Below are 17,063 nucleotides of genomic sequence, written 5' to 3' on the forward strand. Positions count from 1 at the left end.
TTTCCCAGCGGTCTGCGATCGAGGAACAAATACTGTCCCTCGTGAGTGTCAGCTGAAATGAATGGTGGGTGAGGGGTGTTGGATGGCACGAATAAAAGTCAGAAATATCCATCTATTCGTCAATTCAATCCATTCTCTGATCGGCTTCCAAGGTTTACGGTTTCCGTCCGGAGGCGGTGCCGACACGCCGGCGTCTCCAGCCAAGCATCAATCAACCCATTTCGATTTTTTCGGAGTTCCCCATCATCCAAAACCCATGAGCGATTCACAAGCGCCCGGCAGCAGGACCAAGGTCATCGCAGCCCACTTCCTTCTCCCCTTCATCCTGGTAACGAGTTTGTTTTCCCTGTGGGGCTTTGCGAATGACATCACCAACCCGATGGTGGCGGCCTTCAAGAACATCCTGCTGATCAGCAATTTTGAAAGCTCGCTGGTCCAGTTCGCTTTCTACGGTGGCTACTGCTTCATGGCGATTCCCGCCGCGCTCTTCATCAAGCGCTTCTCCTACAAGGCGGGTATCCTAACAGGACTGACGCTCTATGCCGTAGGCTGCCTGCTCTTCATTCCTTCCGGACACATGATGGCCTTCTGGGCCTTCCTGATCTCTTATTTCGTGATGACCTGCGGGCTGTCCTTTTTGGAAACCAGCGCGAACCCCTACATCCTATCGATGGGCGATGAGTCCACCGCCACTCGGCGCCTCAATCTTGCTCAGGCCTTCAATCCACTCGGCTCGCTCACCGGGATGTTTGTGGCGAAGACCTTCATCCTCGCCAGGCTTGATCCCGCTACTGAGAACGAGCGTCGAACGCTACTGGAGGGAGATCCTCAGGCCTTTACGGCCATCCAGCAGAGCGATCTCAACGTGATCATCGGTCCCTACACGGTCCTTGGTCTTGTGGTGTTGGGCGTTCTGGTCGTTTTTGCGCTGGCAAAGCTTCCGAAGCTGGCCGGGGAAGATGATAAAGAGCTGAATGCGGGTGCGACCATTGGTCGACTGACCCGCAACAAACGTTACCGCGAAGGAGTGATCGCGCAGGCCTTCTATGTCGGTGCACAGATCATGTGCTGGACCTTCATCATCCAGTACGCCGCCAATGAACTCGGTCTCACCAACGCAGTGGCTCAAGGTTACAACATGATCGCGATGATCATCTTCGTGTCCTCACGTTTCATCTGCACCTACATCCTGAAATACTTCAGTCCCGGACGACTCCTCTTTGGGCTTGCGGTTGGCGGCGGATTACTTGTTTTGGGCACGATCTTCATTCAGGGCATGGCGGGTCTCTACTGCCTGATCGGTGTGTCCGCCTGCATGTCGCTCATGTTCCCGACCATTTACGGCATCGCTCTCGATGGTCTCGGCGACGACGCAAAACTGGGCTCTGCCGGACTGATCATGGCAATCGGTGGCGGTTGCCTGATGCCACCGATGCAGGGCTGGATCATGGATCAGCAGTTTGAGTTGCTCTCATCCACCCGGGCTTCCTTCATCCTGCCGTTCATCTGCTTTGTCGTCATCGCGATCTACGGCATCCGTACCTATCGCATTCATCACGAACACGGTGAGCAGGCCGTCAGAGTCTAACAGCCAGGACGGCAAAACCTCATCAACCCGATATTGATCCTTAGCACGCAAACCTATCCATGAACCTCTCAGCCTTCACCACCCATCCGAAAATTGGTATCCGTCCGACGATTGATGGTCGCCTCGGCGGCGTGCGCGAGTCCCTCGAAGAGCGGACCATGCAGCAGGCCAAGTCCGTCGCTCAACTCTTCGCCAACGAACTCCGCTATCCTGACGGAACGGCGATTGAATGTGTGATCGCCGATACCTGTATCGGGGGCGTCGCGGAAACTGCCGCGTGTGCGGAGAAATTCCGCCGCGAAGGTGTTGGTGTCTCGCTGACCGTCACACCCTGCTGGTGCTACGGATCGGAAACGATGGACATGGACCCCCATGTGCCCAAGGCCATCTGGGGCTTCAATGGCACCGAGCGTCCTGGAGCGGTTTACCTTGCGGCCGTCCTCGCCGGGCACACACAGAAGGGGATTCCTGCCTTCGGTATTTACGGTCGCGATGTGCAGGCCGCCGATGAGTCCGAAATTCCGGCTGACGTGCGTGGAAAGCTCCTCGATTTCGCGCGTTGCGGCCTCGCTGTTGCCCTCATGCGCGGCCAGTCCTATCTTTCCATGGGTGGCACCTCGATGGGCATCGCCGGCTCGGTCGTCGACCAGTCATTCTGGGAAAAATGGCTCGGCATGCGGGTTGAAGCCATCGACATGACCGAGTTCGTCGGTCGCCTGCAGAAAGGATGGTTCGACGGTGAGGAATATGAGCGAGCGTTGACTTGGGTGAAGGCCAAGTGTCCTGAGGGCAAGGACTACAACTCGCCTGAAACCACCCGCCCCCGCGAGCAGCTCGACGGCGAGTGGGAGACCAGCGTCAAGATGGCCCTCATCGCCCGCGACCTGATGGTTGGCAACCCGAAGCTCGCGGAAATGGGTCTTGGAGAACAGGCGCAGGGACATCAGGCCATCGCTGCCGGATTCCAAGGGCAACGGCAGTGGACGGATCACTTCCCGAATGGCGATTTCATGGAGGCGATTCTGAACAGCTCCTTCGACTGGAATGGGAAGCGTGCTCCTTACATTCTCGCGACGGAGAACGACGCCTTGAACGGTGCCACGATGTTGTTCGGTCACCTGCTCACCAATACCGCCCAGATCTTTGCGGATCTCCGGACCTACTGGAGCCCGGCCGCGGTTGCGGATGCCTGCGATGGGTATCAACTCGAGGGCGATGCGGAGGACGGCCTGCTTCACTTGATCAATTCCGGCCCCGCGGCTCTCGATGGGACCGGCGAACAGCAGGCCGAAGGGCAGGCGACCATGAAGCCCTTCTGGGACATTACCGATGAGGAAGTGGAGAAATGCCTGAAGGCGACCACCTGGCATCCCTCGATCACCGAGTACTTTCCTGGTGGGGGAATGAGCACCCGCTTCAAGACACGGGGAGGCATGCCTTCCACCATGACCCGGATCAACCTCGTGGCCGGACTGGGCCCCTGTCTCCAGATCGCGGAAGGTCACACCGTGGAGTTGCCTGAAAATGTCCATGATGTCCTCGACAATCGAACGAACCCGACCTGGCCGACGACGTGGTTTGCGCCGATCCTCACGGGAAGGGGAGCCTTTTCCTCGACTTACGATGTGATGAACCACTGGGGTGCCAATCACTGTGTTCTAACAGCGGGTCACGTTGGTCACCTCTTCATCACGCTTGCTTCCATTCTGCGCATTCCGGTCTACATGCACAATGTTGCGGAGGAGCGAGTCTTTCGGCCCAGTGCCTGGACCGCTTTTGGCACGGAGAACCGTGAGGGAGCGGACTTCCGTGCATGCGAGAACTTCGGGCCGCTCTACGGCCGCGGGTGAGTTCAGCCCACGGAATCAGATCCACCGACCGAATGGCTTGGGAAGCTTGGCGGCAGGGCATGGACGTCTTCGCTGACGGAAATTTCAGAGAGATCGCATCTCCTCTGCCGCAGGGCTGAGGGAGCTTCAGGGAACCAGGACAGGCTCGATTTTCTCGGTCGTGAAGCGAACGATGACCATGTATTGGTTTGCTTGCATCGAAGTGCCAAGGATCACGCTGCCGCCTCCCTCGAGTCGCCAGAGGTGGGACCCGAGCAGAGCATCGTTCTGAAGATCCTCGTGATCAGGATATTCGGCTCTCTGAAGGGGTTTCCCATGAAGCATGATGAGAAGCTCGGCGAGTTGATTCCAGTTGTTGCGGAGGAGATCGTCGTAGGTTCCGACGTCCTGGGGCTTGGTTTGGAGACTGATCTCCTTGAGATTGCCCGCCTTGGTCCAATCGAAGAAGAGCTCGCAATAGAGCCCGCCGATTTTCTTTTTCGTTCTGAAGGTTCCGTTGAGTCCGAAGCGGCCGAAGAAGGTTTCGTCGACGGCGGTCTCGAGCATCTCACTGGCCTTGAGCTTGGCTTCGACCTCCTTGCGGCTATCGCCAAAGCAGAGGGTATCGAACACCGCGTCGGCTTCGGGCATGGGCGCATTTTCTTGCGCCTCGGTTGAACTCTTGCCGGCCAGCCACTTGCGGTCTTCTTCGCAAAGCTTGTCGATGTCGAAAGTCACCGACCTGCCATCGGTGCGCAGAACCGTCACCCGGTTCACATCCATGGAGACAAATTCGCCATTGAACGAAGAGCTACCGTCGGCGCTTTTCCAAATGCGATTCTCGGCATGAAGTCCACTGACGAGAATGAGGCAAAGTAGGATTCGAAGAGGCATGACTACTGGGAGTGACGCCGAAGGCTCGGTTTTCTTTGAAGAAATCGAAGCGCTCGGAGAGAATCGGCGTTGAGCTTTGAATTCCAGTGAGGTTTCGAGGTTTGTATGGCTGAAAATAAAAACCCCAGCATTGCGGGAAATCCGCAGCTGGGGTTTTGAAAGTTGGAGTGCCCGGAAGCCTTAGTAGGTCTGGGAGCGGGTGTGCCTGAAGTAGGTCTCGAAACCAAGCTCTGGTGGGAACTCGGAGAGGCCATCGGTCGGGTTCATCTCCTGACGATTGTCCATGCCACCGGTCTCATAGGGTGGCTTGAAGGTACCGCGATAGGTTGGGCAAGTGAAAGTGAAGAGCTCGTAGAAGCCATAGCCCAGACGTTGCAGCGCGTTGTTGGTGCCTTTAACGATCCCGAAGGAATACTCGGAGTAGCGACCTTGGGCATTGCCTTTGCGGACCATTTGCTCAGGGATCTCGATGAGTCCGTAAAGAATGTTACTTACCGCACGGCCAAGCTTGCGGGTCGAGTTGTAGGCGTGACCTGGAGGGGCCTGAATGTCAGCGGCAGCAATTCCGCTGAGGGCAATCATGGCTGTAGCAGCAATAAGGAGTTTTTTCATGTCGATGTGGAGAAAGTAGGAGTGTGGCCGGGGGCTTGGCAACGTGAAAGTGTGGCAGGAATGAGGGGATATCTGGGAAAGGCGGCAAAATGTGCCCGGAATGGACGGGTTAGAGAGTGGCACCGGTGGCGGAGAGCACCCCCGGAATGGCCCGAATCGCCGTCATCAGGGCTTCGGAGAGGGGTTCGTCGACCTCGATGACCGTCAGGGCGTTGCCGTTCGACTTGTTGCGGGCGAGCGACAGGTTGGCGATGTTTTGTTGGGCGTCGCCGAGCAGGGTGCCGAGCGCGCCGACGATGCCGGGGCGGTCGTCGTTGTTCACGATCAGGAAGTGGCCCTTGATGTTCGTATCGACGTAGAGGTGGTCGATTTCGACGATTCGGGGGCTTTTCCCGATGAGTGTGCCGGCGAGTCGGTAACGGGTTTCCCCTTTGCGCAGCTCGACGACGAGCAGTTCGTTGTATTCGGTTTTCGCGTTGATGGTGCTTTCGACGAGGTCGAGTCCCATCTGGGCGGCAATCGCGGGGACGTTGACGAGGTTGACCTGGCCGTCCGGGCGGGAGGATTCGAGCAGCGCGGCGAGCGCGGTGCGGGAAACGAGGGCGGTATCCTTTTTGGCGAGGGGTCCGTGGTAGGAAACACGCAGGGCGTCGGGATTTTCCGGGCCGAGTTTGGCGAGGAGTTTGCCGAGCGAGGCGGCGAGATCGAGATAAGGCCCGACTTCGGCCAGCGCGGCAGCGTCAAGCGAGGGCATGTTGATCGCGTTGCGGATCTCGCCGGTGGTGAGGAAGTCGCGGATTTGTTCGGCGACCTGGATGCCGACATTTTCCTGGGCCTCGTTGGTCGAAGCACCGAGGTGGGGCGTGAAGGTGACGTGTTTGCCGAGAGAGAAAAGGATGTGATCGGCGGAGGGCGGCTCGTCTTCGAAGACGTCGAGTCCGCAGCCGGCGATGTGTCCGCTTTCAATCGCAGCTTTGAGGGCGGGTTCATCGATCAGGCCGCCGCGCGCGCAGTTGATGACCAGCGCGCCCTTGTTCATGAGGGCGAGGCGTTCCTTGTTGAGGATGTGCTTGGTTTCATCGGTCATCGGCACGTGGAGGGTGACGACGTCGGCTCCTTTCAAAGCTTCATCAGGAGTGGTGGCGAGCTCCACCTTGAGTTGGTCGGCGCGGGCCTGGGTGAGGAAGGGGTCGTAGGCGACGACCTGCATGTTGAAGGACTGGGCACGTTTGGCGAATTCGCTGCCGATGCGGCCCATGCCGAGGACGGCGAGGCGTTTGCCGTTGAGTTCGATGCCCTGGTAGGCTTTGCGGGCTGCCTTGAAGTTGCCTTTGAGCACTTCGGCGTGGGCGGGTCCGATGTTGCGGGCGGTGGCGAGCATCAGGGTGAAGGCGTGCTCGGCGGTCGAGATGGTGTTGCCGGTTGGCGTGTTCATCACGATCACGCCGTGGTCGGTGGCGGCCTGGCGGTCGATGTTGTCGACTCCGACGCCGGCGCGGCCGATGGCTTTCAACTTGGTGCCCTTGGCGATCAGGGCCGCATCTGGCTTGGTTTGGGAGCGGACGATCCAAGCATCGTAGTCGCCGATCATTCCGGGGATTTTCTCGGCATTCTTTGAGCCAAGGTCCGGCATGAAATCGACATCGATGTCCGGATGGGCTTCGAGGGCGGCGACGCCGATTTCCGAAATAGGGTCCGAAACGAGAACGCGGTATTTGGCCATGCGGGGGAGGGCATAGGACGAGCGTGCCCGACTGGCAAGTATTCCGCCGCCGTTTTGTGACTTTCCACCGCTTCAAAGAGCCTGGGGAGAGATTTCCACCTCGTCTCCTCCTCCGGGGCCGGGCGAAACGGAATCCGTCAGAAATCCCAGATCCATGGGCGGGTAAGGTGCAGGTGTTCTTGTGGGGAAGGCGTGGCTGTGCGACTTGTCATGGGATTTCATGAACTGCGTGCACTTGAGAACTTGGATTGGACGACTGCTGATTGCGGCAAGTGCGGTGGCCATGGCCGAAGAGCCGACATTCCGTCGCTACAATCTCCGTTGCCTGGCCCCGCTTCTTGAAAGCCTCGATGCGGAGTCTCCAAAGACGCTGGAGGAAGCGCTGCTCGCCGGGCCTTCCGGTTCGATGAAGCCACGTCTGGATGATGATCGCATTGGTGCGCAGGCCGTGGCCTTTCCGATTGAGAGCGAGGTCGACGAAGTGCAGGCACACTTTGATCGCGGCGTGGCCCTGCTGCATGCGCTGTGGTACCGCGAAGCGGAGAGAGCGTTTCGGGCGGTGGTCCAGCTGGATCCTGATGGCGCGATGGGCTACTGGGGGCTGGCGATGGCGAACGAACTGCGACCTGGCAGGGCGAGGGTTTTCGCCAAGGCAGCCCTTGACCGAACCGATGCGAATCGTCCGGCCTTGGAGCAGCGATGGGTCGGCATCCTCGCCGATTATTACGGGCTGAGGGATGATCGGGCCTCGGAAGCGGGGGACGACACAACTCAACGCAGCGCGGCCCGAATCCGTGCGTTGGAGGATTTGGTGATCGAGTATCCCGAACTCGTGGAGGCGAAGGCGTTCATGCTCCGGCAGTTGGTCCTCGACCAGTATCGCGCTGGCGTTTCCATCACCTCGCGACTTGGCGTCGAGCAACTGGTGGAGCAATTGGCGGAAGTGGCGCCGGGGCATCCATCGAGGCACTACGGAGTTTTCCTTTGGTTGGGCGAACGCCCTGACCGCGGAGTGCCCTTTGCGAAGGAGGCCGTCGAGCAGGCGGAGGATGTGGCTGAAGTGTGGCGTTACGCGGGGGAGGCATTGGTTGGAGCTGGACGCTCGGACGAGGCGCTTGCTTTTTACGAGGCCGCGCTGCGGGTGGATCAGAGATACTTGGAAGAGCATCTTCTCATGCCTTGGGAAGCTGAGAACTTCGGCCGGAATTACGAGGCCTTTGTCAGGGTCCTCACGGGTATGGGAAGAATTGACGAAGCGGTTCGCTGGGCGAGGAACCTGATGACGTTTCCACGCGGGTCGGTGTCTTTTCCTGATGCGAAGGAAGTGGATCTTCCCGAACTGGGTCATCAACTCTGGATTGAAGCCTACGCCAAGGCGAGGCTCTGGAAGCAGCTCGAGGATGAACTGGAGAACGGTCCGTTGAGCGACGCGACGGCAGGCTTTGAAAGTCGGGCACGCAGGCTTTTCTGGTTGGGGATTTGTCGGCTTTTCAACAACTCCGAACCGGGTGCCGGGGAAGCCGTGGATTCGTTGAAGGACTTGCATCGGGAAGCGCTGGGGGAGGGGGTCTCGAATCAAGTCGAAGAACTCATCACCAGTGCCGGGCAGTCGCTTCAGATCTGTGTTTCCACCAAGCTTGCGGATGATCCGAAGCCGATTCTGGTGGGAGAAGACGAACTTTGGATCAATCACGACCTGCTGATGGCGATGGCCGCCGAACTGGGTCTCAAGCGAGACGCCTTGGTTCTGGCGGCGCGAGCGATGGAGCAGCACCCGGATCAGGTGGTCGACGTGGCGAAATACATGGCGCTTGCTTTCGAACTCGGTCAAAAGCGTGAAGCGTTTTTTCGAATGGATCGACGTTTTCGAGTGCTGGCCGGAAAGGCGGACAAGGGGCTACCGGTGATTGAAGATCTCACGCCGCTGGCGGAAGAGATGCAGCTGCCCCAACCTTGGGTGCTCGCCGCGAAAGCCGTTCCGCCGGTGATGGATCTTGAGGCTCTCGGTCCCGTGATGTGGGAGCCGCCGATGGCGCCGACGATCGAACTGCGTGATGCCCTTGGGCGCGTGCACCGCCTCGAGGATTTCCGAGGCAAGCCAGTCGTCTTGAACTTTTTCTTAGGGGTTCGGTGCGGTTATTGCCTGGAACAGTTGAACGTCTTTAAACCCTACTTCGAGAGCTTTCGCAAAGCGGGCATTGAGTTTGTCGCGGTGAGTTCGGACACGCTGGAAGTGCTGCAGCAAAGCATTGAGCTCAGCGAAGGTGAGACTTACAAAGCGGATGGAGAGTTTCCTTTTCTGGTGCTTGCGGATTCAGATATGAGCGCCTTCCGGGGCTTTGGCGTCTACGATGATTTTGAGGGTGGCCCCCTGCATGCGACGGTCCTGATCGACGCCGAAGGTCGATTGGTCTGGGCGGATCGGGGGCACGCGCCATTCAAGCGTCCTGCGTCCCTTCTCGCTGAAGCTCAGCGGCTTGTGGGATTTCCAAAGTCGGAAAATCGGGACTGAGTTTCTAACTCGTTGCTTTTCGATTGCCTCACGCAGAAAAATGTAGGAGATCTTAACGACCGTCCCCCGGCGCCAAATCAGCTTTCAGCTAATACCATGATTGATCGTCGAAGTGGGAACCCAGCGTGCGTGTCTTGCGCCATCAGCCTTGTCATGGCTTTGCATAGCGCTTCAGCGATAGCGCCGGGAGATCTTGATACGGATTCCGATAAACTGGCGGACACCTGGGAATTCAAGCACTTCGGTGGCTTGAGCCATATTGACGGGGCTGCTTCCGCTGACCCGGATGGCGATGGGCGAAACAATTATGCCGAGTCCGAGGCGAACACCGATCCGAACGATCGTGACGACTGTTTTGAGATGGTCGCTTTCACCTTCAAACCGAATGAGGCGATCTTCACTTGGAGTTCCTCTTTCGCGAAGAAATACAGTTTTCATATCTCCAACGACTTGTCTGAATGGACTGAGGTCGAAGGGGAGGCTGACGAAGCGCTGGTGCTTCGCGGAACTGGCGGAAAACTGACTGCTGATTTTTCGGATCCAGCGAAACCTTTGGTGACGGGAGCGGCGACCCGCCACATCTGGAAGGGGCTTGCGGAGATCCCGGAGAATCTGGATGCGCATTTTTCGGCGCTGATGGAAGATGATGCCGATGGCGATGGCACCCAGTGGCAGCCGCAGCTCAATACGGCAGAAGAAGACGGCGAGGCCTACTCATCAAGATTCAGCGGCTATCTAACACCACCCGCTTCGGGGGACTTCAGCTTTGAGTTGTCGAGCCGTGGGCCTTCGGTCTTCCGCTTGTTTGCCGATGAGAATCCCGACAAGATGATCGCGGAGTGCGTCGTTTCCGACAGCGGGATTCTTGAAGCTGGTGCCATTGTGGACCCGGCTCAGACAGCTCTTGGCATCGCACTTGTTTCAGGCCAGCGCTACCGTTTCGAGTCACTGCATGTCCATGAGAGCGGCTTGAGTCACTTCGGTGTGAAATGGTCGGGTCCCGATTTGGGAAGATCACCTGTCCCGGTCGAAGGGGCGCATCTTTCTCCAGCGGAGTCATTCGCCAGTCACAACGCGGCGGCCTTGTTCAGTGATGGCGCCACCAAGTTCGGTCGGGTGCAGGTTCACGGTCCGATGAGTGGTGGGGACTTTGATTCGGATGGCGACGGAATCGACGACGCGACGGAGTCCGACGAAGCTCTGGCGGCGTTTGGTTTCGATCCGTTCAATGCCAACGGCACTGGCAGTGGCAATGATGGTGACCGGCTGGTTGAGCTGCTCGCTTTCGACCCAGCGACCGACAAGGAAATGGTAGTGGCTCTTGCTCTGGATGACCAGGCGGTAGAGCTACTAGATCCACCGTTGATTCCGGGAAATATCGTTGATCTGGGGGCTTTGGGGACTCAAACCGGGACCTCGTCCGACAAGATCCGTTTTCGGCTTGCCCGCAGCAAAGGGCTGCATCCGGTGACGGTGGCTTACGACCTCGCAGGTGCGACGGTTGGGGATGGTACTGAGGCCAGCGCCGAGATTGGAATCGACTTCACGGCCATCGAGATGCCGGGCGCGCAGAATGCCGATGGGACGGTGACGATTCCAGCGGGCCGTGGAAGTGTGGAGATCGAGGTGACGGTGATGAAGGACAACATCCACGAGTATCCTGAAACCGTAAGCTGCACGATCGTCGCGGGCTCCCCCGACTACGATCCCGCACCGGGTTCGGCTCTTGCCAAGGCGGAGATCGTCGACATGCCGTCGGATGTGAACATTCTTTTTGTCGGAGCCTACGAAGAGGACTTCAACGCGGTTCCGGGATCGACTTCGGCGAACGGCTCGGTCAGCGGCTATCTGAGGGGAGACAAGCGGAACTTCATCCTGCGGAACGACAACTTCGCCAATCTTTCCACGCCCCAGGTGGATACCCACTTTCACAAGGAGATCGACGCCGAGACGGGGACTCCTCCAATCCACGACATCGTCGAGAGTCCCGGAGAAGCGCTGTTAGGACATTTTCTGACTTACGATTGGGACCTCACGAAAACCCAGGCGGTGACTCCGATTCCCGCGACCGGTGGGCCGTCGCGGCAGACGATCATCGACTCCTTCTTCAATCAGAACGGCCAGACCCGGATCTATGTCAATCTTCACACCGATGACAACGCGGCGGGGGAGGTGATGGCATTTCTTGAGCCTGCGACGGGATCCATCGATCCCCCGACGCCACCCGATGAGCCCGCTCCGCTGGCCAAGCTCGAGGGAGACGCGCTGGAGCGAGAGATCGTCCGTTTCCTGAACCAGGCGACCTTTGGTGCGGCATGGGAAGAAGTGGAGGCGATTCGCGATGCCATCGAGACCGAGCGCACCACGGGAGGGAATCCCGAGTATCATCGGACCGAGGAATTCGCGAAGTGGATCGAGGAGCAGTGCAAGATGCAGCAAACCTTCTTGCTCGATTACAATCTGGCGGCGGACTTCATGGAGTTCAATCTCCGGGGTCTATGGGATGCCGACGAATGGAATGACTGGACCACCGGTCAACCGGACGGTCATGCGGATGGCCTGCCGGATGTCGAATCGGTGCCGGCGAGTTGGCCCTACATCGATCGTTCTTTGACGAATGGTCCAGCGCCGGGCATGCCGAGTAGTCACCCCCATTTCTGGGCGAACCAATGGTATCCGGTCGGTCGTTTCCCGACGGATACGGACTGGATCGGATGGATGGATGACGATCCTGGAAAGGTCAAACGCGACCTCGGGAACAATGGACCAAGAGAGCGGAACCGTCGCCGGGCCAGTTGGATGATGATGATCAATGCAAAGGATCAGCTGCGTCACAAGTGGGGCTTCGCCATTCAGCAGATTCTCGTCGTTTCGGATAATCTCGGTTCGATCCGGGATCGCCAGTATGCGGCTTCCAACTACATGGACATGCTCAACTACTATGGTCTTCCGAGCGATCGCGACGGCAGTGGATCGCTGGAATCCAATGAGCAGGTCTATTTTCGGGATCTTCTTGGCTGGGTGAACTGGAGTCCGGTCATGGGCAACTGGCTATCCAGCATCAAGAACCGTGCCGCCTATGATACGGATGGTGACGGGGTCATCGATGTCTTTCCGGACGAGAACCTCGCTCGCGAGGACATGCAGCTATTCAGCATTGGCCTGTTCAACATGTGGACGGATGGAAGCCTACGCCTTCAGACAGCGGGGGATCCGAATACGCCTCCGGGCGCCTCCTCGACCTATACCAATGATGACATCCAGGAGTTTGCCCGGATTCTTACCGGTCAGAATGTGAGCCGTCGGACTTACAACAACCGGAGCGCGATCGACGGGTGGAACAATCAGGGCTTCAGGGAAGGTTCGTATGGATGGGGGATCGAAGATTCAGGGCCCTTCGCAGATGCTGGTGAGGTCTTCGACACGATCAACGACCACGGTGATGGCGACCAGCAGGATGGTGATGATGGCATCGGTTATAACACCTCCTTCACCTGGGGCAGTGGGAACCGCTGGGTCGGGCATGAGTGGAACTATCCGATGCGGATGTTCGGTTATGAAACGGTCAGAGGAGTACGGATTCCCTACCACGATCTCGGTGTGAAAACGATCGCGGGAGGACGGGTCATTGACAATACCGGTTTGCTGGTGCCGGAAGGCGACTCGTTCACGGATCAGAGCATGATCGATATGGGCGTCGCGGATATCGAGGCGGCGATGGATTGGTTCGGAGGCAAGGTCGATGGCGATGCCAGTTCCGATTTCTCCGGCGCGGCCGGTGATGCGGCGTCGAGTCATGCCTCAACACCGCCATTCATCGCTCGTCGTCTGATCCAGCGGATGGTGACCAGCAATCCATCATCGGCATACCTGTATCGGGTTTCCGAGGCTTTCAAAGCGAGTGAGGGCAACATGCTCGAAGTCTGCAAAGCGGTGCTCCTGGACCCCGAAGCGAGGAATCCGGAGTTCGTCGAAGGAAGAGATTTGAATGGTGATGGAGATTTCAGTGGGCCGGGCGAGATGCCGCCGAGCCATTCTTTCGGCATGAAGAAGCCGCCGATGGAGGCATTCATTCAGTTACTTCGCACCTTTGAGGCGCATTCGTTGCTGCCATTGAAGGAAGATCCGACGCTGCCTCCGTTCTCGCTTGAGCCGTTCAATGGGAGCTGGCCGACGGTTGATGGCGGTTACGATCCGGGGACCTATGCCGTGTCTCCGTTCGCTGATGCCAATGAAATTCCTTACATCGCTGAATACGGATACCCGGCGCATCAAGCGGACAACTTCCGGCTCAACTGCCTTTTCCAGATTGGGGATACGAGCAGCAATCTTTCCATGTCTCCTTTTTCGCAGGAGACGGTATTCAACTTCTACCTCCCGGATTTCACCACCGGCATTGTTCAGGCAGCCGCGTTGGTGGCGCCGGAACTTCAGCTCGCGACCGAAACCGAAGTGGTGAGCAATCACAACTACATCTGGGACTACGTCTGGGACTGGGACACGAGCCGGAACAATCGGACTGACGGTGAGGATGTTGAGGAACTGGGTGGTAGCAGTCGCAACCAGCGGGAGGCTTTCGGGCTCACGGTGCCGGCGAACAACAGCCAGGGAACTGATGTTGATCACCACGATCGCATCCGCATCGACTTCGAGCGCTGGGCTGAAATGCTCTATGCTGAGGGTATGGTTGATGCCGAGGGACGCAGCGCCAGTTCGTTGGAAGCTGAGGATCTGATCGACAAGCTGGATCACCGGATGACGGCCGGGCTGTTGAAGGCACGCTATCCCTACGACGAAAGTGACGATGAGGATCCGGAGAAGGATGGGATCTCGCCGCGTGCCCCATTCGCCGACGACGGGGATCTGATGAATGACCTCAACGACGCCCGGAATCCGCGCGAATGGATCATCCACGCGGTGGCTGACAGTTATGGTGACGGGGATACCCCGGCCGAACGTCGCGACAAGTTCAGGCTCGCCCTTTATCTGATGTCCCAATGCCCTGAGTTCCTCGTCAAGAAATAGACGCCATCCACCATCTTCCGTTTTCCCGCTGTCCCACTCCACCAAGGCCATGAAAAAGCATTTTCACTCATTCAACATCCATCGCCCCACGGCGATGAACCGCCGCCAGTTCCTGACTCGAACCGGCACCGCGGGTCTGGGTCTCAGTGGTCTGGCTTCGACCATCGCGAACATGACACTGATGGGACAGGCGAGCGCCGCGCCGAGCGGTGGCAGCATGGGTGATTACAAGGCACTTATTTGCCTCTTCCTGAGTGGTGGCTGTGATGCCAACAATCTGCTGATCCCGATGAATGACCATCCGGGCCGGGCGAACTACGATGCCGATCGGCAGTTCGTCGCGGTGCCAGAGGCCGACATCAACGCTGCGGGGACCGTCCTGAACGTCAAGGAGGTGAATGGGGACAGCTACCCGACCAATGTCTATGGCCTTCATCCCGAATGTCAGTTCATGGCGAATCGTTTCAATAGCGGCCAGCTGGCGATGATTGCGAACTGCGGCACACTTGCGGTTCCAATTGCGCCGGGGATCTCGAAGAGTGAATACGACGATCTCACCAAGCCGATTCAACTGTTCTCCCATTCGGATCAGGTGAATGAGTGGTTCTCCTCGATTCCGCAGAATCCCTTCATCTCGGGTTGGGCCGGACGAGTGGCGGACCTTTTTCAGAAAGCTCCCTACATTACGCAGGGCATCAACGAGAACAGTCTGACATCGATGCTGATGACGGCGGCGGGAACCACCGACCTGCTGGTCGCGCCCGGTGGCAGCGTTCCCCAGTATGCGGTTTCGAGGTCGGGCGCGGTTTCGTTTGATGGATATGGTTCGGGCTATGGATCAGGTTTGTCGGGTGGGGTGTATCGGTCGAACGATACCGGACGACGGCTCAATGCCTTTGAAGGGATCATGAACTACGAGCACGAGCATGTGATCGAGCAAGGTCACAACAACGTGGTGAAGAGCGCCCGTGACAACGAGGAGACCATCGGTGCGGCGACGGTGGAGGCCGATGCGATCATGACACCGGTCGGCGTGACGGCACCGACGGGCCGCCATCTCGAGGATATCTTTTTGAACGTTTACAATCAGCGGGTCGGTACGACGTTGACGAATACAAGCGGGCTTCCAGGCGATATTCGTGAGTTGCTGATGATCTGCAAACTCATCGCCGGTCGCAAGTGCCTCGGAAACAACCGGCAGATCTTCTTCTTCAACAAGGGTGGCTTCGACAACCATGCGGACATCAATGACAACCTTCCCGCGCTGTTGCGCGATGTCGACATGATGGTTGAATGCTACATGCAGGCAATGCAGGCGATTGCGGATGCCCAGCCGGATTTCGACATCAACATGGCGACGCTTTTCGAAGGTTCGGACTTCAACCGGACCTGGACGCCTAACAGTTCCGGCACCGACCATGCCTGGGGAACCCACGTGTTCTGCTGCGGCGGCGCCGTTCAGGATGCCCTTGCGCCCGGAGGTTCACTCTCCGATCTCAAGATCCACGGCTTCTTCCCGGAGCTGGCGATCAGTGGTGCGAATGATGTGCCAGGCAACAATGTGCGTGGTCGCTGGGTGCCACAGGTCTCAACCGATCAGTATTACGGTCGCTTGGCGAAATGGTTCGGCGTTTCCAGCACGGATCTGGCGACCATTTTCCCGAACCTGAACAATGGCTTTGCCGATCCATTGACCTCGGCGGAGCTCGACTTCCTCTCGCTCACTTGAGCCGGCGAAAGGTCAGTCTTGCCGTTGCCGTCGTCATTGTGGCGGCTGGGAGCTTGTTCTTCTGGGAGAGGAATCGTGACTCGCAGTCCGATGGCGAGTCTCCCTTGGTCGAGGAAGCATTGCCGTCCGGCCCGCGTGCCAATGGGGGGGTGCAGACCTCGGAGCCAATCGTTCGCCAAGGGTCGGAAGGCGAGACGCTTGATGGTCGGAAACCTTACGACACCGGCATTCTAAATGATCCCCGCGTGCAACACACGGATGAAGGCAACCATGTTTTCTTGGAGTCTATTGCGATCGCGGATGGGATGGGCGACGTCGAGGAGTCTCCGGAGCAGGATCTGGAGAAGCTCAGCGAGGTCCTTTCGTTCTATCGCATGGCTTTCGAGGAAAATCCCGTCGCTGCGGACAATGCTTCGGTGATGGCGGCACTGATGGGGGATAACCCGAAGTCGCTCGTGTTCTTTTCCGAAAAGCATCCCTCACTCAATGCCCAAGGCGAGTTGATGGACCGCTGGGGCACGCCTTACTACTTTCATGCGCTTTCTGGAAAGCAGATGGAGATCGTCTCGCCAGGAAGCGACAAGCTGCTGGGAACCGACGACGACCTGATCCACACCCAGCGGGACGGAGACGAGTTCTTCCGTGGATACACCGAAGCTCCGCCGGATCCGGCAGGCGAAGAGTGATCGGCTCAAGCAAAAGGCTGCTCTAGGCAGCGCTGGGTTTCTGTTTGATGAGGAGAATGATCGCCACAATGCTCGCTGCGAGCATGGTTGAGATCAGTGAGGCGGCGAAGATCTTCTCGCTCTGACCACCGGCGACCGCCATCCAACTGACGATGGAGCGCCAGGTGAAGGTCAGTGCGAGGAAGGCGCAGATCCCGATCCCAAGCTTGCGGGCGGGCTTCCATCCTTTGAGGGAAATCGTTCCGACCACGATCTGGATCAGCCCGAAAGTCCCACCTGACATGAGGGCGGTTTTCGCCTTTTCAGGATTGGAGAGAAAGCCAGCCATTCCGGCAACAATCAGGAACAGGCCATAGAATATCAGAATCGTGCCGCTTTTCATGGGTCAGTGCTATTTAGAGCCTGTCCCACAGCGCCGATCCTAGGCGCTGTATGGCTTGAAGGTTGTTAGGAAAAAGGCATGAG

At 58.1% G+C, this 17,063-nt stretch carries 10 protein-coding genes; 6 read left to right on the top strand and 4 right to left on the bottom strand.

The genetic code is table 11. The features are described from left to right. The first annotated feature begins 256 nt into the window (after positions 1 to 256). Together fucP and WBG04_RS14115 are read left to right on the top strand one after the other, a co-directional pair. The gene (gene fucP / locus WBG04_RS14110; RefSeq protein ID WP_424315092.1) at positions 257 to 1,588 is read left to right on the top strand and encodes an L-fucose:H+ symporter permease; all 1,332 of its coding nucleotides are present in this window, start codon (positions 257 to 259) and stop codon (positions 1,586 to 1,588) included. Positions 1,589 to 1,647: 59 nt separating this feature from the next. Further along, positions 1,648 to 3,438 (top strand): L-fucose isomerase, encoded by a 1,791-nt coding sequence (locus WBG04_RS14115; protein ID WP_424315093.1) that lies wholly within the window; start codon positions 1,648 to 1,650, stop codon positions 3,436 to 3,438. A 126-nt stretch (positions 3,439 to 3,564) separates the two neighbouring features. On the opposite strand, the gene WBG04_RS14120 is transcribed toward WBG04_RS14115, so the two are convergent. The 3 genes from WBG04_RS14120 to serA form a co-directional block, all read right to left on the bottom strand. Beyond that, entirely contained in the window at positions 3,565 to 4,311 is a 747-nt protein-coding gene (locus tag WBG04_RS14120) for a hypothetical protein (RefSeq protein ID WP_424315094.1), read from the bottom strand. A 180-nt stretch (positions 4,312 to 4,491) separates the two neighbouring features. Continuing rightward, positions 4,492 to 4,923 (bottom strand): exosortase system-associated protein, TIGR04073 family, encoded by a 432-nt coding sequence (locus WBG04_RS14125; protein WP_424315095.1) that lies wholly within the window; start codon positions 4,921 to 4,923, stop codon positions 4,492 to 4,494. Between the two features lie 109 nt (positions 4,924 to 5,032). Further along, positions 5,033 to 6,646, bottom strand: a complete 1,614-nt coding sequence (gene serA, locus WBG04_RS14130) for a phosphoglycerate dehydrogenase (protein WP_424315096.1) — start codon at positions 6,644 to 6,646, stop codon at positions 5,033 to 5,035. Positions 6,647 to 6,866: 220 nt separating this feature from the next. Between serA and WBG04_RS14135 the strand changes: the two genes are divergently transcribed. From WBG04_RS14135 to WBG04_RS14150, 4 genes are all read left to right on the top strand, one after another. After that, positions 6,867 to 9,158 carry a redoxin domain-containing protein gene (locus WBG04_RS14135; RefSeq protein WP_424315097.1) on the top strand — a complete coding sequence of 764 codons (2,292 nt, stop codon included), beginning with the start codon at positions 6,867 to 6,869 and terminating at the stop codon, positions 9,156 to 9,158. 153 nt (positions 9,159 to 9,311) lie between these two features. Beyond that, complete coding sequence (locus WBG04_RS14140) at positions 9,312 to 14,183, top strand: DUF1800 family protein (RefSeq protein ID WP_424315098.1); 4,872 nt, start codon at positions 9,312 to 9,314, stop codon at positions 14,181 to 14,183. Positions 14,184 to 14,232: 49 nt separating this feature from the next. Beyond that, on the top strand, positions 14,233 to 15,912 hold the full coding sequence (locus tag WBG04_RS14145; RefSeq protein ID WP_424315099.1) for a DUF1501 domain-containing protein: 1,680 nt from the start codon (positions 14,233 to 14,235) through the stop codon (positions 15,910 to 15,912). After that, positions 15,909 to 16,598 carry a type II secretion system protein GspG gene (locus WBG04_RS14150; protein ID WP_424315100.1) on the top strand — a complete coding sequence of 230 codons (690 nt, stop codon included), beginning with the start codon at positions 15,909 to 15,911 and terminating at the stop codon, positions 16,596 to 16,598. The genes WBG04_RS14145 and WBG04_RS14150 overlap by 4 nt, the downstream gene beginning before the upstream one ends. Positions 16,599 to 16,620: 22 nt before the next feature. On the opposite strand, the gene WBG04_RS14155 is transcribed toward WBG04_RS14150, so the two are convergent. Beyond that, positions 16,621 to 16,980 carry a TMEM14 family protein gene (locus WBG04_RS14155; protein WP_424315101.1) on the bottom strand — a complete coding sequence of 120 codons (360 nt, stop codon included), beginning with the start codon at positions 16,978 to 16,980 and terminating at the stop codon, positions 16,621 to 16,623. Between the last annotated feature and the right edge of the window lie 83 nt (positions 16,981 to 17,063).

This window comes from Haloferula sp., assembly GCF_049672945.1.
GTDB lineage: Bacteria > Verrucomicrobiota > Verrucomicrobiia > Verrucomicrobiales > Akkermansiaceae > Haloferula.